The following is a 24246-nucleotide window of genomic DNA, read 5'->3' as shown; positions in this document are numbered from 1 at the left end:
TCCACCGACGTGCGGCCAGAGGTTCGCATCGTGAGATCACCTGTGGGATCGCGGATGGCGAGCGCCGCGCGCAAGAGTCGGCGTCTCGCGGTGGGGATGCCCGTGGTCCCCCGGGCAGCTGGCGGCGCCTCCGACACGGGTCAGGGCGCTGTCGGATGCGAGCGCGTCAACGCGCCAGCGCATCGGGACGCGGATTCGAAGGTGTCGAGCCGACCCGCCGTCACCATTGGACCCTTGTCACGGCGTGGGTCCGCGAAAACGGCCGGAACCCCCACTAGCCTTGCGGGGTGGCGACCCGAAACAGACCAGCGAACGACAGCGTCCTCGTCGCGAAGAAGGCCTCTTCGCAGCCGCGCGCCAAGAGCTCGCGCCCGGCCGGCGCATCTGCGGCCTCGACGACGCGCGCCCGCACGACCCCGCCGAAGTCGAGCGCACCACGTTCGGGCGGCACGACGAAGAATGCACCCGCGCGCAAGACCGGCTCGTCGCGAGGGGCTGCTGAAGCGCGTCCCTCCGCGTCCGGTCGCGCTGCTCGTGGCGCGTGGATGGGTGTTTCGCACGTCGCCGGCGGCACCGTCCGCCGCGTCGGCGCCGCCGCTTCTGACCTCGAACCCGAACACCGTCGCGACGGGCTCGGTTTCGCCCTCCTCGCCCTCGGCATCGTCGTCGCTGCAAGGGAGTGGTGGGGGCTGCCCGGCATGTTCGGGGACGTCGTCCACGCCGTCGCGGCCGGCACGTTCGGCGTCATCGCCTACGTCCTGCCCGTCGTCCTCACCGGCATGGCCATCCACATGTTCCGCCACCCGCGGGGGCACCAGCCGACCAACCGCATGACGATCGGGCTGACGATCCTCGCGCTCGGCTCGACGGGGATCGCCCACCTCGTCGGCGGGCGTCCGTCGACAGGGGATTCGACCGCGGTGCGCGGCGCAGGCGGCATCCTCGGCGTCATCACGGGAGGGCCGCTGTCTGCCGCGCTCACGGTGTGGGGCGCGGGCATCATCCTCGCGCTCGTGTCGTTCTTCGGTTTCCTCGTGCTGACGCGCACGCCCGTCAATCGCATCCCGCAGCGCATCCGCGAGGTCGAGGCGCAGATCTTCGGCCACCCCCTCGATGAACGCGACGACGAGGGCGAGCTGCTTCAGCGTGACGCCGTCGCCGACGACCTGCACGGCGCCGACATCGGCAACCGCGCGCGGGGCGGCTCGCGTCGCGGCGCGGGTGACGACGCCCGGCGCGGCGATGAGCCCTACGAGCAGGCCGCCGAGGTCGTCGGCAAGGGACCGCGCGGCAAGGGCCGTGGCACATCACGCAACCCGCTCAACCGCCGTCGCGGTGAGCAGCAGATCTACGACATCGACACGATCGACGGCGCCCCGGCGGGCGTCGATCAGACGCGAGAGATGCCCGACGGCGGCTCTGACGACGAGCGCGCCGGCGACGCGAGCGCCGCTGCGCTCGCGCGAGCCCGGGCATCGCGCTCCGGAGCGTCGCCGGCAGGGGAGGCGGCAGGTGGGGCAGCGCGCCGCTCCGCACCCATGGATTCCGTCGACGATGCCGTCGTCGACCAGGCCTCCGCACGTGCGGCGCAGGCGTCGCGCCCGGCGTCGGCACAGCGGCCGGGGGAGTCGCCGAAGGCCGCGGCGGCCCGTCAGGATGCCGGTGCCACGCGCGTCGAGCAGGCTGCGCCGGCCGCAGCCGTCCCTCAACGTCAGGTGGAGGCTCAGCCCACCGAACAGCTTCCACCTCGTGTCGAGCAGCTCGCAATGGGCGGCGACGTCACGTACACGCTGCCCGATTCGAACGTCCTCGAACAGGGGACCCCGCCCAAGGAGCGTTCCGCCGCGAACGACCGCGTCGTCGACGCGCTGACCGAGGTACTCGAGCAGTTCGGTATCGACGCCGTCGTCAGCGGGTTCACGCGCGGCCCGACGGTGACGCGCTACGAGGTCGAACTCGGCCCCGGCGTCAAGGTCGACCGTGTGACGGGGTTGAGCAAGAACATCTCGTACGCCGTCGCGAGCGCCGACGTGCGCATCCTGTCGCCGATCCCCGGCAAGAAGGCCATCGGTATCGAGATCCCGAACGCCGACAAGGAACTCGTCAGCCTCGGCGACGTGCTGCGCAGCCAGGCGGCGCGCAACAACACGCACCCGATGGTCATGGGTGTCGGCAAGGACGTCGAGGGCGGCTACGTCGTCGCGAACCTCGCGAAGATGCCGCACATGCTCGTCGCGGGTGCGACGGGCGCCGGTAAGTCGAGCTTCGTCAACTCGATGATCACGTCGTTGCTCATGCGGGCCACGCCCGAAGAGGTGCGCATGGTGCTCGTCGACCCCAAGCGCGTCGAACTGACGGCGTACGAGGGCATCCCGCACCTCATCACGCCGATCATCACGAACCCGAAGAAGGCCGCCGAGGCACTCGAGTGGGTCGTGCGCGAGATGGACGCACGCTATGACGACCTGGCCGCGTTCGGCTACAAGCACATCGACGAGTTCAACAAGGCGGTGCGCGCGGGCAAGGTGCAGCTGCCGCCCGACAGCAAGCGCAAGCTCGCGCCGTACCCCTACCTGCTCGTCGTCGTCGACGAGCTCGCCGACCTCATGCTCGTCGCGCCGCGCGACGTCGAGGCGTCGATCCAGCGCATCACGCAGCTCGCGCGTGCCGCGGGCATTCACCTCATCCTCGCGACGCAGCGCCCGTCCGTCGACGTCGTCACCGGCATCATCAAGGCCAACGTGCCGTCGCGCCTGGCGTTCGCGACGTCGTCGCTCGCCGACAGCCGCGTCGTGCTCGACCAGCCCGGTGCCGAGAAGCTGCTCGGTCAGGGTGACGCGCTGTTCCTGCCGATGGGTGCGAGCAAGCCGATGCGCGTGCAGGGCGCATGGGTCAACGAATCCGAGATCCACGCCGTCGTCGCGCACGTCAAGAGCCAGCTCGCGCCGAACTACCGCGAGGACGTCGCGCAGGTCGCGCCGAAGAAGGAGATCGACGACGACATCGGCGACGACCTCGACGTGCTGCTGCAGGCCGCCGAACTCGTCGTCACGACACAGTTCGGATCGACCTCGATGCTGCAGCGCAAGCTGCGCGTCGGATTCGCGAAGGCCGGGCGCCTCATGGACCTGCTCGAATCGCGCGCCATCGTCGGCCCGTCCGAGGGGTCGAAGGCGCGCGACGTGCTCGTCAAGCCCGACGACTTGCCGCAGACGCTCGCGTTGCTCAAGGGCGAGGACGTGCCCGATGCGTCGGGTGGCGACGGTTTCGCGGATGCTGACGAGGACGACGCCCTCGGCGGTAGGGGTTCGGGCGGCTCCGGGGGTTCCACGGGTGCACCCGGCTCGATGGGTGCGGGCGGTTCGATGGGAGCGGGGCCGATCGACCTCGTCGCGCAGTCGCAGGCCGACCTCGCCGAGCCGGGCGAGCAGTACTACGACGGGCACGACTCGTCCGATGACGACGGTTCTGAGGACGCCTGGAACCTCACGAGCAACGCCCGCTGACCCGCTCGTCCGCCCGCCGCTGACCCGCCCGCCGGCGGCTCGGGCGCGTCCTCATCTGCGATTCCCGTCCCCATCGGCGAATCACATCCACATGTGCGATTCCCGTCCACATTCGCGATTCTTGGTCACTTCCATGAAGGTGGCCAAGAATCGCCGTTGTGGACAGGAATCGCGAAGGTGGACGCCGTTCGCAGAAGAGGACGGGAATCGCGAACGTGGACGTAAATCGCCGATGGGGACGTCTGCGAGGGGACAGGACGGGTGCGTCAGGAGTGAGCCGGGCGGGCAGCGGCGACCTCGGTGAGGATGTCCTGCATCGTCGCCTCGATGGCATCGAATCCCGAGACGGGGCCGGCGATGAGTTCCTGCGTCGGGCCGACGGCGAACAGCGTCGGCGTGCCGACCCGCATCATCTGTGAGATGGCGAGCGGCTCGTCGATCATGACACGGGCCGGGTCGGTGCCGCGCTCGACGATGACGTCCGCCTGCGGCTGCGTCGTGACGACGTAGTGGATCGGCAGGGCACCGAGCTGTTCCTGCCAAGCCGGCGCTGCGTCCATGACGTGCAGACACGACCCACACGAAGGTGAGACGTAGAGAAAGATCGCTGGGCCCATCGCGCCAATCTGTCGCAGTGACGTCGTCGCGCCCGTCGCGTCCTCGAACATCATGAACGGCGTCGGCGTCGGCACGTAGTCGAGCAGATCATCGTCGCTCGCCTCTGAGGGGTCAGAGACGTTGTGAACGCCCGCGGCTTGAGGCGCTTGGTTGACGGAGGCGGCCGGAGATTCAGGGGCATCACCGGCGCGAGTGCCATCAGGGGCGACGGGCGTCTCAGCGGTGAGGGCGTCAACCCCGTGAGACTCGACGGCGCTCGACGCGGCGGCGTCGGCGGCCGGGGCGCCACTCGCGTGAGGCTTCGGAGGGTTCGGGGCCGCGGCGCCGGTGGCCGGGGCAACTGCGGGGTCCAATGGCGCGGCGTCCGAAACCCCCACGGTTGAGGTGTCGGCGGGGTTCTCGTTCGGCGCGGCATCGAGCTGGTCGGCGATGTCACCCACGAGAGCGATGACGTCCTTCGTGCCGCCCACCGGCCCGCCGGCGAGCTTGCCGTCGGCGCCGAGCAGCACGGCCGAGGGAGTGCCGACGCCGAACAGCCGCGCGACGGCGTACGTCTCGTCGAAGAGCAGGTCGAAGTCGTCGGCGTCGTCGAGGCCCGGCACGACCTCGCGCGGCGCCATCGGCAGCACGAGGCTCGTGCGCAGCGCCGGCATGGTGCGCTGCCAGGTGCGCGCGTGCTCGATGACGTCGATGCACGAGCCGCACGTCGGTGACACCAAGAGCAGCAGAACGGCTTCACGCGCCGCGAGATCGCGCAGGGTCACGCGCTGCCCGCCCGGCGTCGTGACGGCGGCGAAGGGGACGGGGACGCGCAGGTAGTCGTCCTCGTCGCCGCCGCCCGCGGTGGCCACCGGGCCCGAGACCGCAGAAGCCACCGAGTCGTCGCCGCGGTGGCCAGCGATGAGCCACGTCAGCAGCACCGCGCCCAACACGCCCGCGAGCCAGGCCCACTCGCCGCCGTCGAAATCACGCAGGCGCGCCAGGACGCCGTCACCACGCGCCGCGTCGAACAGCGACAGCGCCGCGAGCGCGACGAGGACGACGTTGCGTACCGCAGTGAGTCGGTCGACGAAGCCGAGGCCGAGCTTGCCGAAGCACGAGCACGTGACGGGCTCGCCGAAGCCCAGCGCGCGCACGATGACGACGAGGTAGGCGACGAACAGCAGCACGGCCGCTACGTTGACCACGGCCGCGAGCCACCCCGACGTCACGATGAGCGCGATCGCGAGCACGATCTCGGCGACCGGCAGCAGCGTCGGCACCTTCCACCGCATGAGAAATCGCGGCAGGCGCAGGCTCGTGAAGGCCTGGGCGGCGGTCTCGAGATCCGCGAGCTTCGCGACGCCGGAGACGAGGAGCACGAACGCGAGGAGGACGGCCGGGACGATCAGAGGGGCGTCATACACGCGCCAATGATAGGTCGCTCGGCGTGGGCCGAACCTTGGGCGAGGGCGGCGCCACTAGACTTTCGAGCATGACTTCCGCCCCCACCCGCAGCGTCGCCGTCATCACCCTCGGATGCGCGCGCAACGAGGTCGACTCCGAAGAGCTCGCAGGGCGTCTGTCCGCGGAGGGCTGGACGCTCGTCGACGATGCCGCAGAGGCGGACGTCGCCGTCGTCAACACGTGCGGGTTCGTCGAGCAGGCGAAGAAGGACTCGATCGACGCGCTGCTCGAGGCGAACGAACTCAAGGAATCCGGGCGGACGCAGGCCGTCGTCGCCGTCGGCTGCCTCGCCGAGCGCTACGGCAAGCAGCTCGCCGATCAGCTGCCCGAGGCCGACGCGGTGCTCGGTTTCGATTCCTACACCGACATGTCGACGCACCTGACGTCGGTGCTCAACGGCCACAAGCCCGAGGCGCACATGCCAGGCGACCGCCGCAAGCTACTGCCGATCTCGCCCGCGAAGCGGCAGGAGGGCGCCGACGGTCTCGCGCTGCCCGGCCACGGTGCGCCGGTCAGCGAGCCGTCAGACGTCGAGGTGGCCTCGCCCGTCGCGACGCCGCGCGTCATCCGTGCCCGCCTCGACGGACGCCCGTGGGCGCCGCTGAAGATCGCGAGCGGCTGCGACCGACGGTGCGCGTTCTGCGCGATTCCCGCGTTCCGCGGCGCGTTCATCTCGCGTCGCCCCGCCGACGTCCTCGCGGAGGCGCGCTGGCTCGGTGAGCACGACGTCAAGGAGGTCTTCCTCGTCTCGGAGAATTCGACCTCCTACGGCAAGGACCTCGGTGACCTGCGCCTGCTCGACACGATGCTGCCCGAGCTCGTCGCCGTGGACGGCATCGAACGTGTGCGCGTGTCGTACCTGCAGCCCGCGGAGATCCGGCCCGACCTGCTCGACGTCATGGCGAACACGCCTGGCATCGCGCCGTACTTCGACATCTCGTTCCAGCACGCCTCCGGCCCGTTGCTGCGCACGATGCGGCGCTTCGGCGATCGCGAGTCCTTCCTCAGCCTGCTCGACGACGTGCGTCGCCGCGTGCCGAACGCGGGCATCCGTTCGAACGTCATCGTCGGGTTCCCGGGCGAGAGTGAGAAGGACCTCGACGAACTCGAACAGTTCCTCGTCGCGGCGCGCCTCGACGTCGTCGGTGTCTTCGGCTACTCCGACGAGGACGGCACCGAGGCCGAGACCTATGCCGACAAGCTGCCGCAGGACGAGATCGACGCGCGCCTCGAGCACTTCCGCACCCTGACCGAGGAGCTCAACCTGCAGCGCGCCGAGGAGCGCATTGGGGAGCGTCTCGAGGTGCTCATCGAGGCCACCGAGTCGGACGACGAGGACGACCCCGAGGCCGCCGTTCGCCATGTCGGCCGCGCCGGGCAGCAGGGCCCGGACGTCGACGGCATGACCTACGTCGAGGCCCCCGACGGGCGCGAACTGCGCGTCGGCGACATCGTCGAGGTCGAGGTCGTCGCCACCGAAGGAATCGACCTCGTCGGGGAGCTGCGCTGACGTGGCGCATCGTGCGACTCAGGGCCACACGCCCGAGGCGACCGAGGGTGGCGTGACGGACGACGCAGCCTGCGAGCCTGCGGCCCCCGTCGACGCGCCTGCGGGCCGCGAGACCGTCAGCGACTGGAACATTGCGAACGCCCTGACGATGGGTCGCATCGCGCTCGTGCCGTTCTTCGGCTGGTTCCTCGTCGCTCGCGGCGGGCACGACGACACGTTCCGCATCATCGCGTTCGTGCTGTTCGCCGTCGCGGCGATCACCGACCGCATCGACGGCGACATCGCCCGCAAGCGTGGACTCGTCACCGACTTCGGCAAGCTGATGGACCCGATCGCCGACAAGGCCCTCACCGGCATGGCGTTCGTCGGCCTGTCACTCATCGACGTCGTGCCGTGGTGGGCGACCGTGCTCATCCTCGCGCGCGAGATCGCCGTCACCGCACTGCGATTCGTCGTCATCCGCCGCAGCCACCGCGTCATGCCGGCCAGCCGCGGCGGCAAGATCAAGACGGCGCTGCAGGCACTCGCAGCCGGCCTGTTCGTGCTGCCGCTGCCGTGGGTCGGGCACGCGCTGGCGTGGGCGATTCTCGCGGGCGCGATCGTCGTCACCGTCGTCACCGGCGTCGACTACTTCGTCCAGGCGGCGCGGCTCAACCGCCGTCATGGGGGGCGCGGGACGGAAGGGTCGGCATGAGCGTGGGAGCGTCCGAGACGGCTCAGCGGCTCGTCGAGGATTTCACCCGTCGCGGGCTGAGGTTCGCCTGCGCAGAATCGCTGACGGCGGGGCTCGTCAGCGCGGGGATCGCCGACGTCCCCGGCGCCAGCCGTGTGCTGCGCGGCGCGGCCGTCACCTATGCGACGGAGGCGAAAGCCGCCGTCCTCGGGGTGGACGAAGCTCTGCTCGCCGAACGCGGAGCCGTCGATGCCGAGGTCGCCACCCAGATGGCGCGCCGTGCGCTACGTCTCTTCGAAGCCGACGTGGCCGCCGCGACGACGGGCGTTGCCGGGCCGAGCGAACAGGACGGTCAACCTGTCGGACGCTGCTACGTGGCGATCGCGGTCGTGGACCGGGAATCCGAGCCCGACGGTGTGCGTTGTCACGTTCAAGAGTTCACCTTCAGCGGTGATCGTGCGGCGATCCGTCAGGCTGCGAGCGAAGCAGCATGGCGGATGAGCCTCGACCAGGCGTGAGGGCTCACACGATCCGTATGGAACACGCCGCCGACGAAACCGTCGTCGGCGGCTCGTCCACGGCGGCCCTCGGAGGTTTGTCACCCGTCGCCGCTACAGTGAGAGCAACCACAACTGGCACGCACGTGCCATCGTCACCAGGAGATACGCATGATCTTGCTTCGCGAAGAGCTCGGTGACGTGCTGCGCTCCCAGCGTCAGGCGCAGGGGCGCACCCTGCGCGAGGTCTCGAAGGCGGCGCGCGTCTCGCTCGGTTACCTGAGCGAGATCGAGCGCGGCGAGAAGGAAGCCTCGTCCGAGCTGCTCGCCGCCGTCTGCGAGGCGCTCGAGCTGCCGATGTCGCAGACACTGCACCTCGTCGCCCAGAACGTCGCGCGCGCCGAGGCTGCGCACGCACCCCTCGTCCTGCACCCCAACCGTGCGGCGGTCGCCAAGGCTGCGTGACGGCCCTCGGCTGAGCGGCGCCGTCGCGGGGAGCCCGCCGTGGTGATGCTCAGCGTCGCTTGCGGATGCCGTGCGGCCCGGCGACGAACCCCGCGTCCATCAGCGCCTTCACGATCGGCTCCTCCGAGGTGAGGGCGCTGATCCCGTTCACCGTCTTGATGCTGAGCGAGTCGACCTGGCCGCCGCTGACGAGCCCCGCCAATCGTGCGCCCACCTCCGGCCAGACGGCGTCCTCGGCCGTCCAGGTGAGGGCCGTGCGGCCGCCGCGTTCCACGTAGGCGACGAGAGCGCCGTCGGCGATGACGACGAGCGCGCCCGCCTTGCGCCCGGGACGGTGACCGGCGTGCTCGTCACGTGCCGGAGGCCACGGCAGCGCCGCACCGAACGGGTTGGCCGGGTCGCAGGCCGCGAGCACGAGACACTCGACGGGCCGCGAACCCCACGGATCGGGCTCCGGCGCGCGCGTCGCACGCAGCGCATCGACGGCGACCGACGCCCCGAACTGCGAGGCACCGAGACCTTCGACGAAGTAGCCGCGCCGCACGAGCCCGCGCTCCTCGGCGCCGGCGAGCACCTTGTAGACGGCGGCGAACCCGCCGACGACGTCCTCGTCGACGACGGCGCCGCGCGTCACGATGCCGTGGCGGGCGAGCAGCCCCTCGGCCCGCGTGAACGTGCGTTCGGTGAGATCATCCTCGGCTGCGGGCAGGAGGCGCCATCGTCCGACGGCGGTCGGAGGGGTCCTACCGGCGGCCGCTGCGCTGGGGCGGCCGGCACGCGACGACAACGACGGACCCCGCAGGCGGGCATACCGCGAGCCGCGCGCCGTCGACACCCGCGGCTTGTGCGCACTCGCGCCGCCGGCGAGCAGAGCGCGCACGGGCGCGAACGTATCGCCGCTGACGTGACCGTTCCACACCGCGTCCCACAGCGCGCTCGTGAGAGCCGAGTCGTCCGCGGTTGCCAGGCGAGTGCGCAGATCGGCGAACAGGTGGCTACCACCAGCCCCGAGGGCTCGCGCCACTGCGGCGCCGGTGAGGGGCGAACGCCCCTTCTGCGTCCCGGTCTGAGTGGGCGCTGCCGTCCTGTCGTCGCGGGACTCAGCGGTCGCGCCGTGCGCACCTGAGTCAGCCGTCATCGGGGCGGCGGCACCCGCCACCTCGGCGAGTTGGTCGGCGGGTGGTTCGCTCACACCCGAGCCATTGACGTCGGCATCGTCGGTGTTATCGACAACGCCAGAGGCCGCCGCGTCGGATGTCTGCGCATCTGGCTCGGCGTCAGATCGGGCGGCACCAGATCTCGCAATCTCGGACGATGCGGCAGCGGCCGTCGACCGCTCTTCTGCGGGCGCCTCACGGCCGGGGGCGTCGAGCTCACTCGGAAGGGCGTGCGCGGCCAGCGTCAGGGGAGCGGTGTCGGGGAAGTGGAAACTGATCCAACCGTCGTCGGCGGAGATGCTGCCGTGCCCCTGCCACAGCAGTTCACCGGCGGCGAGCAGCTCGTCGAGGTCGGAGGGGCGGTAGTTCGTCACGCGGGCCGGCAGGATGAGGCTCTCGATCGCGGACGCGGGCAGCGGCACCCCGACGAGCGGTTCGAGGGCGGCGAGCACACCGTCGGGTCCGCGCAGCCCCCCACCCACCTGCTGCCAGCGCGGCAGGAAACGGGCGTACTGCTCCGCGGCGACCGGTTCGATCTCCGCGCGCAATGACGCCAGCGACATGCGTCGCAGCGTGCGCAAGACGCCCGGGTCGCAGAACTCCCCGTCACGATCGCCGCCGCCGAGCGAGTCGGGCAGCAGAGCTCCGTGGACGAGGCGCGAGTCGTGCGCGAGCCGCGTCAGCGCACTCGTGACGACGGCGACGCCGAGGCCGTAGTGTCGCGCCGCGCGGGCCGCGGTGAACGGGGCGTGGCTCGCCGCGTATCGCAGCAGTAGATCGTCGAGCGGCGCCGTCACGGGTTCGAGATACGCCTGCGCAACGCCGGGCGGAAGCGCGACACCGAGCGCATCCCGCAGACGCGACGCGTCCTCGATCGCGGCGAGGCGCACGTCACCGCCCCAACGCACCTCGATGGCGCGCCGGGCCGCGACGAGTTCGCGCCACCACGGCTCGACGTCGCGGGCCTCGGCACCGGGAGGTGGGTCGAGCTCCGACTCATGGTCGGCCGCGTCCGACCCCACGTCGTCAGCCGTCACGTCCGTCGAGGTCGCCTCCACCGCGTCGTCGCCGGTCTCCGCCAGCTCACCTGCCGCCGTCGGCGCCGGACCGGATGACTCCGCCTGCGATACCACCGGGTCGGCCGACGACGTCGAGGCCGGCACAGCCCTTGCGGCGATCTCCTCGAGCGTCAGCGGGCCAAGGGCGCGCAGGGCATCGGCGAGATCCTCGGCATGGCGCAGACGCCGGTCGGGCGCGAGCCGTTGGGTGCGCGACTCGAACAACCGCACGACGTCGGGGTCGAGCAGGTCGGCGACGGACAGTCCGCCGGCGGACCCGAGCAGGTCGGCGAGCAACTCCGGGTCGAGCGACAACGCGGCGGCGCGCCGCTCCGCGAGCGGCGAATCGCCCTCGTAGAGGAACTGCGCGACGTAGCTGAACAGCATCGCCTTGGCGTACGGGCTCGGCGACGTCGTCTGCGTGTGCACGACACGCACCTCGCGCTTGGCGATGGAACGCATGAGATTCACGAGGCCGGGCACGTCGTAGACGTCCTGCAGCACCTCACGCACCGCCTCGAGGACGATCGGGAAGCTGGGGTAGGCGCTCGCGACCTCGAGCAGCTGCGCGGCCCGCTGACGTTGCTGCCACAGCGCCTGACGCTTGCCCGGGTTACCGCGCGGCAGCAGCAGCGCACGCGCGGCGCACTCGCGGAATCGCGCCGCGAACAGGGGCGTGCCGCCGACCTGATGGGTGACGATGTCGGCCACGTCGTCCGGGTCGAGCACGATCGCCTCGATGAGGGCGTTCGTCAGGGTGTCGTCATCGCCCTCGGTCTCGAGCAGGCGGAAGACCAGCCCGTCATCGGTGTGCATGGCCTGCACCTCGACGCCGAACCGCTCCGCCATCCGGGCGCTGACGGCGAGCGCCCACGGTGCGTGCACGGACGCGCCGAAGGGGGAGTGCACGACGATGCGCCAGTCGCCCATCTCGTCGCGGAAGCGTTCGATGACGACGGTGCGGTCGGTCGGCATGTGCCTGACGGCTTCCTGTTGCTCACGCAGGTAGGTGAGCAGGTTGCGGGCGGCGAGTTCGTCGAGCCCGAGTTCGCGGGCGCGCGTGAGGGCGTCGTCGTCGCTCGTCTCGGCCATCTCCCGGGTGAACGCACCGATCGCCTCACCGAGTTCGAGGGGTCGCGACAGTGCGTCACCCTTCCAGAACGGCAACCGCGCCACCTGCCCCGGCGCGGGGGTGACGAGCACCTGATCGCGCGTGATGTCCTCGATGCGCCACGTGCTCGTGCCGAGGGTGAACACATCTCCGACGCGGCTCTCGTAGACCATCTCCTCGTCGAGTTCGCCGACGCGGCGCCCCGGCCCGTCGCCGCCCGCGAGGAAGACGCCGTACAGGCCGCGGTCGGGGATGGTGCCGCCGGAGGTGACGGCCAGTCGTTGCGCGCCGGGGCGCGAGCGCAGCACGTCGTCGCTGCGATCCCAGACGATGCGGGCGCGCAGCTCACGGAAGGTGTCGCTCGGGTACAGCCCCGACAGCATGTCGAGGACGGAGTCGAGGACGCTGCCCGTCAGACCCGCGAACGACGCCGCGCGACGCAGCACCCGTTCGAGGTCATCGCGACGCCACTCGTCCATCGCAACCATCGCGACAACCTGTTGCGCGAGAACGTCGAGGGGGTTGGCCGGAACCGCGATCGACTCGATGAGGCCGCGCCGCATGCGGTCGACGACGACGGCGGCGCTCAGCAGATCGCCGCGGTACTTGGGGAAGAGCACACCGTGGCTCGTCGCCCCGACCTGGTGACCCGCACGGCCGATGCGCTGCAGCCCGCTCGCCACGCTCGGTGGCGATTCGACCTGTACGACGAGATCGATCGCGCCCATGTCGATGCCGAGTTCCAACGAACTCGTCGCGACGACGGCGGGCAGGCGCCCCGCCTTGAGCTGGCCCTCGATCTCCGCCCGCACGTCCTTGCTCACCGACCCGTGGTGAGCGCGCGCGATGACGGCCGGCGTGCCCGCCGACGTCCCGGCACCGCCGATGAGCGCCGCAGGTGGGGTCGAGGCGCGCGCGTCATACCCAGGCATGACCTCGTCGCGGGTTGCCCGGCCATCTCCGGCGCGAGCCTCGTCAGCCCGGGCAGCGCCGGTCATGGCGTCGCCGACGGGGCCTGTGGCCCACGGGTCGACGAGGGAGCTCGACGATGCCTGCGCTGGCTTGTCCGCGTCTGCGTCGATCGCGTCGTCGTCGTTCAGATCGGCCTCGTCGAGGTCGATGTCGTCTGCCCCGGCTGAGCTGCCGAGCGCTTCCGCCTGCGCCGCGGCGTCGAGGCGCTCGGCCCAGATCTCGTTGAGGCGTGCCGTCAGACGCTCGGCGAGTCGCCGCGAGTTGGCGAACACGAGCGTCGAGGTGTGCGCGGCGATGAGGTCGACGATGCGTTCCTCGACGTGGGGCCAGATCGACGCCGTCCGCTCCGGGGCGTGATCGTCGAACGAGGCGTCGTCGTCCCGCGGGCTGGAGGCGAGGTCTGCCATGTCCTCGACGGGGACGACGACGTCGAGCTCCCACGTCTTCGTGATCGGCGGCGCGACCGTCGTGACGGGGCGCCCGCCGGCGAGATAGCGCTCGACCTCGCTGATCGGGCGGACGGTGGCCGACAGGCCGATGCGCTGCGCGGGGGAGTCGAGCAACTCGTCGAGGCGTTCGAGCGTGACGGCGAGGTGCGCGCCACGCTTGGTGCCCGCGACGGCGTGGATCTCGTCGATGATGACGTACTGCACGCCCTTCAGCCGCTCGCGCGCGTTGCTCGTCAGAAGCAGAAACAGCGACTCCGGGGTCGTGATGAGGACATCGGCGCCCTTGCTCGCGAAGTCGCGCCGCTGCTTCGGAGTCGTGTCGCCGGAACGCACCGCCACCGAGACCTCGGGCTCGCTCAGGCCGAGGCGCGTCGCCGCGTGACGGATGCCGACGAGGGGGGAGCGCAGGTTGCGTTCGACGTCGACGGCGAGGGCCTTCATCGGCGAGACGTACAGGACCCGGCAGCGGTGGTCGACGTCGGGCTGCGCGTCGTCGCCGGCGTGCATGACCTGGTCGAGCCCCCACAGGAAGGCGCTCAGGGTCTTGCCCGAACCGGTCGGGGCGACGACGAGCGTGTGCTGCCCCTCACTGATCGCTTCCCACGCGCCCTCCTGAGCGGGGGTGGGTGCGCCGAACGTGCCCGTGAACCACTCACGGGTGGCCGGCCAGAAACGTTCGACGACAGGGCTGTTCATGCGCCCAAGCGTGCCACGCGGCGCCGACAACCCGTCGTTTCGCGGTTTCCGCCCCGTCAGGTTGCCCCCGCAGTGGCCCGTGGGCGAGGGTGGCGGGGTGCGAGAGAGTGAGTTCAACCGCCTCATGGCAGACGAGTTCGGCGACGCCTACGGCTCGATGGTGGCGAGCAGCCACGTCTTCGGCGCGCTCGACGGGCGCACCGCGAACGAGGCGCTCGCGGCCGGCGTCCCCGCCCGACGGGTCTGGCTGGCCGTGTGCGACGCCTTCGACATCCCCGAAGAGCGCCGCCTGGGCCGCGACCGGCCCGTCATCGACCACCCGTTCGAGTGAGGCCGTCTCGGTTCCGATGAGCCGGGCGGGTCGTCCCGGCAGTGGGTAGGGGTGAGCGGAACGAGGATGGCGGGTGCCGCCGTCGCGGGTCTGAGGTGGCTCGTCGACCGCACGCGGACACGCCACGCGACGATGTTCGAACGCGTGTTCTATTTCGTGTAATGTGGTCCACAGATGCGACGCCGGGGAACCCTTCTCCACAGCGTGCGTGGCCCGTGATTCCGGTGTTGTCGGTGGTCGCATCTAGCGTCTGATTCGACACGAGGTCACCCAGCACGTCGGCCTCCTCGTCGATCGCCGGTAGGCGCGACCACCCACGATTTCGAAGGAGAACGGCCATGGCCAAGGCACCCACCACCCCCAACCCGTCAGCATCGGGCGACAAGATCAAGTCGCTCGACACCGTGATGGCTCAGATCGAGAAGGCCCACGGCAAGGGCTCGATCATGCGCCTCGGCGAGGACGTGCGTCCTCCGATCGAGGTCATCCCCACCAGCTCGATCGCGCTCGACGTCGCGCTCGGCATCGGTGGCCTGCCCCGTGGCCGTGTCGTCGAGATCTACGGCCCGGAATCTTCGGGTAAGACGACGGTCGCGCTCCACGCCGTCGCCAACGCGCAGAAGGCCGGCGGCATCGCGGCCTTCATCGACGCCGAGCACGCGCTCGACCCGGAGTACGCCCGCAAGCTCGGTGTCGACACCGACTCGCTGCTCGTCAGCCAGCCCGACACGGGTGAGCAGGCGCTCGAGATCGCGGACATGCTGATCCGTTCCGGTTCGCTCGACATCATCGTCATCGACTCGGTCGCTGCGCTCGTGCCCCGGGCCGAGATCGAGGGCGAGATGGGTGACAGCCACGTCGGTCTGCAGGCGCGCCTCATGTCGCAGGCGCTGCGCAAGATCACCGGTGCGCTCAACTCGACCGGCACGACGGCGATCTTCATCAACCAGCTGCGCGAGAAGATCGGTGTCATGTTCGGCTCCCCGGAGACGACGACCGGTGGTAAGGCCCTCAAGTTCTACGCGTCCGTCCGCATCGACGTGCGCCGCATCGAGACGCTCAAGGACGGTTCGGAGCCGGTCGGCAACCGCACTCGCGCCAAGATCGTGAAGAACAAGGTGGCGCCGCCGTTCAAGCAGGCGGAGTTCGACATCCTCTACGGCCAGGGCATCTCGCGCGAGGGTGGCCTCATCGACATGGGTGTCGAGCAGGGCTTCGTCCGCAAGTCGGGTGCCTGGTACACGTACGAGGGCGACCAGTTGGGGCAAGGCAAGGAGAACGCCCGCACCTTCCTCAAGGACAACCCGCAGCTCACCGATGAACTCGAGCTCAAGATCAAGAAGAAGCTCGGCATCATCCCGGACGACGACGCGGTGCTCGAGGGCCTCGACCCGGACGCGCCCATCGACGCCGAGGTCATGGTCGACTTCTGATCGACGCCACGACGCGGCGGTGACGCCCCCGCTCCGACCGGGGATCGACGTCGCCGCGTGTGGGAGACGGTGAGCGCGACACATGCCTTCACGACCTGACGACGTCAGGCAGTCTCTGGGGCTGCCCGACTTCGTCGACCCCGTCGACGTCGGCGAGGCGAGCCTCGCCGCGTCACAGACGTGGGGCGACGAGCGACCGGCCACGGCGCGCGGCTTGTCGACCGGCGACCCTGCCGCCGGAGTCGCTCGTCCCTTCGGCTCGGCGGGCCACGAAAGCCGCTTCGCCGGTGACGACAGTGGTGACGGCGACAACGCCAGCGCCCGGCCCGGCCGCGCCGGGCGCCGGCGCCAGGGTCGGGGCGGTTCGTCGTCCGGGTTCGGCCAATCATCGTTCGGTACGTCGTCCTTCGGCGCCTCGTCCTCGGGCGTAGGCGCGCGCTCAGGCGCCAATCGCAAGGCCAAGAAGCAGCTGACGTGGGCCGAGAAAGCCGAGCGGCGCGAGAAGCGGGCAGCGGCGCGACGGGAAGCCGAGGCATCTGAGCGCGAGAAGGACCCGATCGGGTACGCGCGCGAGATCGTCCTCACGCAGCTCACGGCGATGCCGCGCAGCCGCTCGCAGCTCGCCGACAAGCTGCGTGAGAAGGAGGTGAGCGAGGACGTCATCGACGTCGTCCTCGACCGCATGGAGGACATCGGGCTCGTCGACGACGAGGCCTATGCCGCCATGCTCGTGCGTTCGAAGCTCGCCTCCCGGGGGCTCGCCCGTCGCGCGCTGCGTCAGGAGCTCAAGCGCAAGGGCATCGACGACGACGTCGCGACCGTCGCGCTCGAACAGGTCGACGACGATGTCGAACGCGAGCAAGCTCTCGTCCTGGCGCGCAAGAAGATGGTGACGATGAGCCGGCTTGACGAGCCGACGCAGACGCGCCGCCTCGCCGGGCTGCTCGCTCGCAAGGGCTACTCGGGCGAGCTCGTGTGGTCCGTCATCCGGCAGGTGCAGGAGGAAGCGTCATGAGCGAGCACGAATCAGGCCCCGTAGCGCCCCGGAACTCGACCACGCCGACCGGCGTAGACTTGGATGGCCATGGCTAAGACGTATGAGGTGCGCACCCACGGGTGCCAGATGAATGTCCACGACTCCGAGCGCATCTCGGGGCTGCTCGAACAGGCCGGTTACACCGACTTCGCGGCGCTTCCGGAGACGGAGCGCTCCGAGAACCCCGATCTCGTCGTGTTCAATACGTGCGCCGTCCGCGAGAACGCAGCGAACAAGCTCTACGGCAACCTCGGGCACCTGCGTCCGACGAAGGACGCGACGCCGGGCATGCAGATCGCCGTCGGCGGCTGCCTCGCGCAGAAGGACCGCGCGACGATCGTCGAGCGCGCGCCGTGGGTCGACGTCGTCTTCGGTACGCACAACGTCGGCTCGCTGCCCGCCCTGCTCGATCGTGCCCGTCACAACGCCGAGGCCCAGGTGGAGATCCTCGAGAGCCTCGAGGTCTTCCCCTCGACGCTCCCGACGCGTCGCGACTCGGCCTATTCCGGCTGGGTGTCGATCTCCGTCGGCTGCAACAACACGTGCACGTTCTGCATCGTGCCGGCGCTGCGCGGCAAGGAGAAGGACCGCCGCCCCGGTGAGATCCTCGCCGAGGTGAAGGCCCTCGTCGCGCAGGGCGTCGTCGAGATCACGCTGCTCGGGCAGAACGTCAACACCTACGGCGTCGAGTTCGGCGACCGTCACGCGTTCAGCAAGCTGCTGCGCGCGTGCGGCGAGATCGAGGGCCTCGAGCGGGTGCGTTTCACGAGCCCGCACCCCGCGGCGTTCACCGACGACGTCATCGACGCGATGGCGGAGACGCCGAACGTCATGCCGAGCCTGCACATGCCGCTGCAGTCGGGCAGCGACAAGGTGCTCAAGGACATGCGCCGCAGCTACCGCAGCAAGAAGTTCCTCGGCATCATCGAGAAGGTCCGCGAGAAGATGCCGGACGCGGCGATCACGACCGACATCATCGTCGGTTTCCCCGGCGAGACGGAGGAGGACTTCCAGGGCACCCTCGACGTCGTCGAGGCCTCCCGCTTCAGCTCGGCGTTCACGTTCCAGTACTCGATCCGCCCTGGCACGCCGGCCGCGACGATGGACGACCAGATCCCCAAGGAGGTCGTCCAGGAGCGTTTCGAGCGCCTCATCGAGCTGCAGGAACGCGTCTCCTGGGCGGGCAACCGCGAGCAGGAGGGGCGCACCGTCGAGGTGCTCGTCGCGCCGAGCGAGGGCCGCAAGGACGCCGAGACGCACCGCATGTCGGGCCGGGCGCGGGACAACCGTCTCGTCCACTTCGCCGTGCCGGAGGGTGCCAAGCGCCCGCGCCCCGGTGACATGGTGACGGTCGACGTCACGTACGGCGCGCCGCACCACCTCGTCGCCGACTCCGGTCTCGACGGCGGCACGTACAGCGTGCGCCGCACCCGCGGTGGTGATGCCTGGCAGGCGTTGCAGGACGCGGCGGCCGACGGTACGCCGACCGGCGCCGCGAAGCCCGCCGTCAGCCTCGGCATGCCGTCGATCGGGCAGCCGCAGATGCCCGTCGCGACGGCGCCAGCCTGCGCCGCGAACTGAACCTCGCGCGGCAGCGACGGCGGCGCTGACCATCGCGCCGCCGCACGTGAGGCACCCACGTCGGCTCGTCCGACGATCTCGTCACGACAGGAGCAGGATTCCCACGAGTGCGCAGCTGACGCCGCAGGCGCCGCGCGGTTATCGGCGCGGCACCAACGGCTACACCCGGATCACGACCGCGCTGTTCGCGGCGGGGATGGCGACGTTCATCTCGATGTACTCGGCGCAGGCCGTCCTGCCGCAGCTCGCTCGCGAGTTCGATGTCTCCCCGGCGACGTCGGCGCTCGCCGTCAGCGCGACGACGGGCGTGCTGGCCTTCGCGATCGTGCCGGCGAGCATCCTGTCGGAGCGGTTCGGGCGCATCCGTGTCATGGCGGCGTCGGCTCTGGTCTCCGCGCTCATCGGCCTGCTCATCCCGCTCGCGCACGATCTCGGTGTCGTGCTCGCCGGTCGCGCGCTGCAGGGCCTGACGCTCGCGGGCGTGCCGGCCGTCGCGATGGCGTACCTCGCGGAGGAGGTCGACGGGCGCGATCTGGGCGCCGCGATGGGCCGTTATATCGCGGGCACGACGATCGGTGGACTGTCGGGGCGCCTCGTCGCGGGGCTGGCCCTCGACGTCGTCAGTTGGCGGTGGGCGATGGAGGCGGCAGCCGTCGTGGCCCTCGTCTTCACGGCCGTTTTCGTGCGCCTCGCGCCGCCGAGCCGGTTCTTCGCGGCCAAACCGATCGGTGTTCGAGCATCGATGCACAACGTCGCGACGCATCTGCGCAACGCACGCGTCATGGCGCTCGTGGCGATTGCGTTCCTGCTCATGGGCGGGTTCGTGTCGCTCTACAACATCCTCGGCTTCCGTCTGCTCGACGAGCCGTTCGCGCTGCCGCAGGCGCTCGTCAGCCTCGTGTTCGTCATGTACCTGTCGGGGACGGTGACGTCGGCGTGGGCGGGGCGCCTCGCCGACCGGTTCGGCCGCGGCCGGGTGCTGCTCGCGTCGATCGCGTTCATGCTCGTCGGTCTCGCCCTCGCGTGGGTCGACTGGTTGCCCGGCGTGCTCGTCGGCATGCTCGTGTTCACGGGCGCGTTCTTCGCCGCTCATTCGAGCGCTAGCGGTTGGGTGAGCGCCATGGCCGACGAGCACCGCGCGGAGGCCAGTTCCCTCTACCTTTTCGGTTACTACACGGGCTCGTCCGTCGTCGGGGCGCTCGTCGGGCTGCCGTTCTCCCGCTCCGGCTGGGCGGGCGCGAGCCTCTTCGTCGGCGCGCTCGTCGTTCTGGCGGCGCTCATCGCGGCGTGGCTGGTCGCCGTCACGCGACGGACGCAGGCCGCGGCCACGCTGGGCGCCTCATGACCGGCGCATCCGCCACAATGGATGCCGTGAACGGCACTCCCGCGCCCTTGGAGGTCATCGCGCTCGTCGGCCCGACGGCGACGGGCAAGAGCGACCTGTCGCTCGACCTCGCAGAGCGTCTCGGCGGCGAGATCGTCAACGCCGACGCCTCCCAGTTCTACCGCGGCATGGACGTCGGGACGGCCAAGCTCGCGCCGCACGAGCGTCGGGGCATCCCGCATCACCAGATCGACACGCTCGACATCCTCGACGAGGCGACGATCGCTCGCTTCCAGGAGGGGGCGCGCGCCGACATCGCCGCCATCCTCGCGCGCGGCCGGCGCCCCATCGTCGTCGGCGGTTCGGGCCTGTACGTGCGCGCCGCGCTCGACGTCCTCGACATCCCGCCGACGGATCCGCTGGTGCGCGCCCACTTCGAACAACGCGCGGTGGCCGAGGGTTCCGGCGCCCTGCATCGCGAGCTGGCCGCGAAGGATCCGCAGGCAGCACGCGACATCCTCGCAAGCAACGTGCGGCGGGTCGTGCGGGCCCTCGAGGTCATCGAGATCACCGGGCGCCCGTTCAGCGCGAGCGCGCCGACCAAGACCTTCCTGCGCCCGACGATCGTCCTCGGCCTGCAAGCCGACCCAGACGTCCTCGTTGCCCGCATCGAACGCCGCGTCGACCTCATGTGGGCCGCCGGAATGCTCGACGAGGTGCGCGCCCTCGACGCCCGCGGCCTGCGTCAGGGCCGCACGGCGAGCCGCGCGATCGGTTACAGCCAGGCGCTGCGACAGCTCGACGGCGACCTCGACGAGGCCGCAGCGAAGGCCGAGACGGCCATCGCGACGCGCCAGTTCGCGCGCCGTCAGCGCGCCTGGTTCCGGCCCGATCCGCGGCCGGTGTGGCTGCCGTTCGACGCTCCCGATCTGCTCGGTCGTACGCTCGCGGAGATCGTCGCCTACGCGCCGGAGCGGCACGGCGCGGTGGCGAAACCTGACGCCGACGCGGTGTGACACGATGAGCGCGTGACGCGCATCCACTTCACCAAGGGCCACGGCACGCAGAACGACTTCGTCCTCGTTCCCGACGAATCCGGCGAGCTCGACCTGACGCCCGAGCAGGTCGCCTACCTGTGCCACCGCCACGCCGGCATCGGCGCCGACGGCGTCATCCGTGTCGTGCGCACGGCGAACGTGCCCGAGGTCGCCCATCTCGCGCCGCAGGCGACGTGGTTCATGGACTACCGCAACGCTGACGGCTCGCTGGCCGAGATGTGCGGCAACGGCACGCGCGTCTTCGCCGAGTACCTGCGTTCCCGCGGTCTCGTGAGCGGTGACGAGGGGGCGCCGTTCGTGATCGCGACGCGTGCCGGGCTCAAGGAGATGGTGGCCGTGCCGCACGGCTGGGCCGTCGACCTCGGCCAGTGGCGCCTCGCCCGCGCAGAGGAGGCCGAGCGGCGGGGGATGGACTCGGTCGTCCAGGTTCACGGGTCACCGGACCCGCTGCCCGCCCTGAGCCTCGACCTCGGCAACCCGCACACCGTCGTCGCGCTGCCGCCGTCGGTGCACCTGTCGGCCCTGGACCTGAGCGACGCTCCGCACATCGACCCGCACCCCGAGCAGGGCTCGAACGTCGAGTTCGTCCACGCCATCGAGCACGCGCACATCGGCATGCGCGTCCACGAGCGCGGCTCGGGGGAGACCCGCTCATGCGGCACCGGCGCGGCTGCCGCGGCGCTCGCGACGTGGTGGTGGGGCGGCCAGCCGGCCGATCAGGTCGACTGGCGCGTCGACGTGCTCGGGGGCACGCTCGGCGTGCACATCAAGGGCACCGAGGTCGCGCTGTCCGGCCCCGCCGTGCTCGTCGCCGACGGCGAGATCGACCTGTCGCAGCTGTGAGGCTGCCTCTGTGACCGCTCGCGTCAGGCGTCGCTGCTGCGGGTGACGTCGTCGGACGCCGGCAGCGGCAGCGGCCCGCCGTCGTCGAGGCGTTCGATCGCGAGGATGCGGAATCCCTTGACGCTCGTCAGCCGCTCGATCGCATACGACGAGCCGAGCTGCTCGGCGAGCCACTTCTGCAGCGAGTCCGAGCCGAGGTTGCGCTGCACGACGAGAAAGGCGTGCCCGCCGACGACGAGGCGCGGCAGCCATGTCAGCAACAGCTCGTGCAGCACCTTCTTTCCGACCCGGATCGGCGGGTTCGACCAGATGAGGTCGAACCGGACGTCGTCCGGCACCTGCGACGGCTGCGCGACGGTGACGTTCGAACACCCCTGCGCCGCAACGTTGTCGGCACACAGGTCGAGCGCACGACGGTTGACGTCGACGCCCCAGACCTGCGCTGACGGGGAGCGCAGCGCGAGCGTCGTCGTGATCGGGCCCCACCCGCAACCGACGTCGAGGAACGTCCCGCTCGGCGGCGGCGTCGGAGCGTGGTTAAGCAGGACGGCGGTACCGGCGTCGAGGCGATCGGGGCAGAAGACGCCGGGTGCTGTCGTCATCGAGACCGCGCGGTCGGCGAGGCGGAGCGTGAGGGTGCGACGCTCGTCGGCGGAGGCGGGCTCGGCGCTGAAGTAGTGGTCGTTCATCAGGGCCCAGCCTACGGCGTGTCCGTGGGGCATCCGGAAGCCGCAACCAGGCAGCCACCCGAGGCGATCAGCCCCGACGACCGGCCGCTGCCTCCTGCGCGACGGGACTAAATCGGTGGCCCCGGACGTTCTCTCCTGCGACGATGCTGGTGCGGCTCTCGCTTGCGAGACAATGAACCGCACCGCAACGAACGACGACCTTCGACGTGAGGATCCAGCCCTGAACGAGCGCAACCCCGCCGACTTCCTGTCCCGCCGAGCCCAGGCTCTCGCCGACAGTGACGACGCGTCCCCCACCTACGACGAGCGCGGCTTCGTCGTCGACGCCTATGACGGCGACCAGTTCGAGCGCGAAGAACGCGCGGCGCTTCGACGTGTCCACGGTCTGTCGACCGAGCTGGAGGACGTCTCCGAGGTCGAGTATCGCCAGCTGCGCCTGGAGAAGGTCGTCCTCGCGGGCGTCTGGAGCGAGGGCAGCGCCGAGGACGCGGAGAACTCGCTGCGCGAGCTCGCCGCGCTCGCCGAGACGGCCGGTTCCGAGGTGCTCGCCGGCGTCGTGCAGCGCCGGCTGCGACCCGACCCCGGCACGTGGCTCGGCAAGGGCAAGGCCGAGGAACTCAAGGAGATCGTCATCGCCGAGGGCGCCGACACCGTCATCGCCGACGGCGAGCTGGCGCCCAGCCAGCGACGCGCGCTCGAGGACGTCGTCAAGGTCAAGGTCATCGACCGCACCGCGCTCATCCTCGACATCTTCGCCCAGCACGCGAAGAGCAAGGAGGGCAAGGCCCAGGTCGAGCTCGCCCAGATGCAGTACCTGCTGCCGCGTCTTCGCGGTTGGGGTGAGTCGATGTCGCGCCAGGCCGGCGGTCAGGCCGCGGGCGGTCAGGGCATGGGCTCGCGCGGTCCGGGTGAGACGAAGATCGAACTCGACCGTCGTCGCATCAACACGCGCATGGCGAAGCTGCGCCGCGAGATCGCCGAGATGAAGACGACGCGCGACACCAAGCGCAGCGGCCGACGTCACAACAACGTGCCGAGCGTCGCCATCGCGGGGTACACGAACGCCGGCAAGAGCTCGATCCTCAACCGCCTCACCAACGCGGGCGTGCTCGTGCAGAACCAGCTGTTCGCGACGCTCGATCCGACGGTGCGTCGCGCCGAGACGGCTGACGGGCGGGCCTACACCCTCGCCGACACCGTCGGGTTCGTGCGCGACCTGCCGCACCAGCTCGTCGAGGCGTTCCGTTCGACGCTCGAGGAGGTCGCGGACGCCGACCTGCTCCTGCACGTGGTCGACGGTTCGCACCCCGACCCCGAATCTCAGATCTCCGCGGTGCGCGAGGTGCTCGCCGACGTCGATGCGAGCGACGTCAAGGAGATCATCGTCATCAACAAGGCCGATGTCGCCGACCCCGACGTCATCGATCGGCTCATGCGCCACGAGAAGTACGCGATCGCGGTGTCGGCGCGCACCGGCGCGGGCCTGCCCGAGCTGCTCCAGCTCATCGCCGACGAGCTGCCGAAGCCGGAGCGCCGTGTCGACGTCCTGCTGCCGTACGAGCGCGGCGACCTGCTCAGCCGCCTCCACGCGGACGCGGAGGTCCTCTCGATCGAGCACCGCGGCGAGGGCACCTACGTCCACGCCAAGGTGATGCCGGAGCTCGAGGGTGAACTCCAGGCGTACCTGACGAACGCCTGAAGCCACGCCGTCGCGAGTTCAGCGACGGCCGACGACGAGCCACCACTGTCACGCTCCCGTGGGGGTGGTGGCTCGTCGGTGCCCACGCGGGTGA

16 protein-coding genes are annotated in these 24246 nt (G+C 70.6%); 13 read left to right on the top strand and 3 right to left on the bottom strand.

The window, feature by feature from the left end:
- The first annotated feature begins 287 nt into the window (after positions 1-287).
- Complete coding sequence (locus DYE07_RS03700) at positions 288-3506, top strand: DNA translocase FtsK 4TM domain-containing protein (RefSeq protein WP_370447729.1); 3219 nt, start codon at positions 288-290, stop codon at positions 3504-3506.
- A 266-nt stretch (positions 3507-3772) separates the two neighbouring features.
- Here DYE07_RS03700 and DYE07_RS03695 read toward each other — a convergent pair whose 3' ends face one another.
- Complete coding sequence (locus tag DYE07_RS03695; RefSeq protein WP_115296372.1) at positions 3773-5530, bottom strand: TlpA family protein disulfide reductase; 1758 nt, start codon at positions 5528-5530, stop codon at positions 3773-3775.
- Between the two features lie 68 nt (positions 5531-5598).
- Here DYE07_RS03695 and rimO point away from each other — a divergent pair, with 68 nt between their 5' ends.
- The 4 genes from rimO to DYE07_RS03675 all read left to right on the top strand — a co-directional run bounded on the left by rimO (position 5599) and on the right by DYE07_RS03675 (position 8715).
- Complete coding sequence (rimO, locus tag DYE07_RS03690) at positions 5599-7080, top strand: 30S ribosomal protein S12 methylthiotransferase RimO (protein ID WP_115296371.1); 1482 nt, start codon at positions 5599-5601, stop codon at positions 7078-7080.
- A 1-nt stretch (position 7081) separates the two neighbouring features.
- Entirely contained in the window at positions 7082-7774 is a 693-nt protein-coding gene (gene pgsA, locus DYE07_RS03685; protein WP_006944586.1) for a CDP-diacylglycerol--glycerol-3-phosphate 3-phosphatidyltransferase, read from the top strand.
- On the top strand, positions 7771-8271 hold the full coding sequence (locus DYE07_RS03680) for a CinA family protein (RefSeq protein ID WP_006944589.1): 501 nt from the start codon (positions 7771-7773) through the stop codon (positions 8269-8271). Before pgsA ends, DYE07_RS03680 begins: the two co-directional genes overlap by 4 nt.
- A 150-nt stretch (positions 8272-8421) precedes the next feature.
- On the top strand, positions 8422-8715 hold the full coding sequence (locus tag DYE07_RS03675; protein WP_006944575.1) for a helix-turn-helix domain-containing protein: 294 nt from the start codon (positions 8422-8424) through the stop codon (positions 8713-8715).
- A gap of 49 nt (positions 8716-8764) precedes the next feature.
- On the opposite strand, the gene DYE07_RS03670 is transcribed toward DYE07_RS03675, so the two are convergent.
- Positions 8765-14158, bottom strand: coding sequence for a DEAD/DEAH box helicase (locus DYE07_RS03670; RefSeq protein ID WP_115296370.1), 5394 nt, complete (start codon positions 14156-14158; stop codon positions 8765-8767).
- Between the two features lie 97 nt (positions 14159-14255).
- Here DYE07_RS03670 and DYE07_RS03665 point away from each other — a divergent pair, with 97 nt between their 5' ends.
- From DYE07_RS03665 to dapF, 7 genes are all read left to right on the top strand, one after another.
- Positions 14256-14489: a DUF3046 domain-containing protein gene (locus DYE07_RS03665; RefSeq protein ID WP_038567672.1), complete on the top strand. Its 234-nt coding sequence runs from the start codon at positions 14256-14258 to the stop codon at positions 14487-14489.
- 407 nt (positions 14490-14896) lie between these two features.
- Entirely contained in the window at positions 14897-15922 is a 1026-nt protein-coding gene (gene recA / locus DYE07_RS03660) for a recombinase RecA (protein ID WP_369815079.1), read from the top strand.
- 82 nt (positions 15923-16004) lie between these two features.
- Complete coding sequence (locus tag DYE07_RS15055; RefSeq protein WP_237723948.1) at positions 16005-16937, top strand: regulatory protein RecX; 933 nt, start codon at positions 16005-16007, stop codon at positions 16935-16937.
- A 63-nt stretch (positions 16938-17000) separates the two neighbouring features.
- A complete protein-coding gene (gene miaB, locus DYE07_RS03650; RefSeq protein ID WP_006944587.1) occupies positions 17001-18539 on the top strand; it encodes a tRNA (N6-isopentenyl adenosine(37)-C2)-methylthiotransferase MiaB in 1539 nt (512 codons plus the stop codon).
- A 46-nt stretch (positions 18540-18585) separates the two neighbouring features.
- Positions 18586-19884: an MFS transporter gene (locus DYE07_RS03645; RefSeq protein ID WP_202775054.1), complete on the top strand. Its 1299-nt coding sequence runs from the start codon at positions 18586-18588 to the stop codon at positions 19882-19884.
- 17 nt (positions 19885-19901) lie between these two features.
- Positions 19902-20879, top strand: coding sequence for a tRNA (adenosine(37)-N6)-dimethylallyltransferase MiaA (miaA, locus tag DYE07_RS03640; RefSeq protein WP_172463007.1), 978 nt, complete (start codon positions 19902-19904; stop codon positions 20877-20879).
- Between the two features lie 12 nt (positions 20880-20891).
- Positions 20892-21764 (top strand): diaminopimelate epimerase, encoded by an 873-nt coding sequence (dapF, locus tag DYE07_RS03635; protein WP_062258675.1) that lies wholly within the window; start codon positions 20892-20894, stop codon positions 21762-21764.
- A gap of 23 nt (positions 21765-21787) precedes the next feature.
- On the opposite strand, the gene DYE07_RS03630 is transcribed toward dapF, so the two are convergent.
- Positions 21788-22453: a class I SAM-dependent methyltransferase gene (locus tag DYE07_RS03630; protein ID WP_115296369.1), complete on the bottom strand. Its 666-nt coding sequence runs from the start codon at positions 22451-22453 to the stop codon at positions 21788-21790.
- Between the two features lie 172 nt (positions 22454-22625).
- Here DYE07_RS03630 and hflX point away from each other — a divergent pair, with 172 nt between their 5' ends.
- Positions 22626-24152: a GTPase HflX gene (hflX, locus tag DYE07_RS03625; RefSeq protein WP_115296368.1), complete on the top strand. Its 1527-nt coding sequence runs from the start codon at positions 22626-22628 to the stop codon at positions 24150-24152.
- Positions 24153-24246 lie beyond the last annotated feature (94 nt).

Origin of the sequence: Dermacoccus nishinomiyaensis (assembly GCF_900447535.1) — a bacterium.
Classification (GTDB): Bacteria; Actinomycetota; Actinomycetes; order Actinomycetales; family Dermatophilaceae; genus Dermacoccus; species Dermacoccus nishinomiyaensis.
Note: the sequence above shows the minus strand (reverse complement) of the source record. Positions and strands in the feature narration are given on the sequence as shown.

Bases quoted from the DNA above. Each gene is read 5' to 3' on its own strand.
- rimO (WP_115296371.1), top strand. From the start codon at position 5,599: ATGACTTCCGCCCCCACCCGCAGCGTCGCCGTCATCACCCTCGGATGC.
- DYE07_RS03680 (WP_006944589.1), top strand. From the start codon at position 7,771: ATGAGCGTGGGAGCGTCCGAGACGGCTCAGCGGCTCGTCGAGGATTTC.
- DYE07_RS03675 (WP_006944575.1), top strand. From the start codon at position 8,422: ATGATCTTGCTTCGCGAAGAGCTCGGTGACGTGCTGCGCTCCCAGCGT.
- DYE07_RS03670 (WP_115296370.1), bottom strand. From the start codon at position 14,158: ATGAACAGCCCTGTCGTCGAACGTTTCTGGCCGGCCACCCGTGAGTGG.
- recA (WP_369815079.1), top strand. From the start codon at position 14,897: ATGGCTCAGATCGAGAAGGCCCACGGCAAGGGCTCGATCATGCGCCTC.
- DYE07_RS15055 (WP_237723948.1), top strand. From the start codon at position 16,005: ATGCCTTCACGACCTGACGACGTCAGGCAGTCTCTGGGGCTGCCCGAC.
- miaB (WP_006944587.1), top strand. From the start codon at position 17,001: ATGGCCATGGCTAAGACGTATGAGGTGCGCACCCACGGGTGCCAGATG.
- miaA (WP_172463007.1), top strand. From the start codon at position 19,902: ATGGATGCCGTGAACGGCACTCCCGCGCCCTTGGAGGTCATCGCGCTC.
- DYE07_RS03630 (WP_115296369.1), bottom strand. From the start codon at position 22,453: ATGAACGACCACTACTTCAGCGCCGAGCCCGCCTCCGCCGACGAGCGT.
- hflX (WP_115296368.1), top strand. From the start codon at position 22,626: ATGAACCGCACCGCAACGAACGACGACCTTCGACGTGAGGATCCAGCC.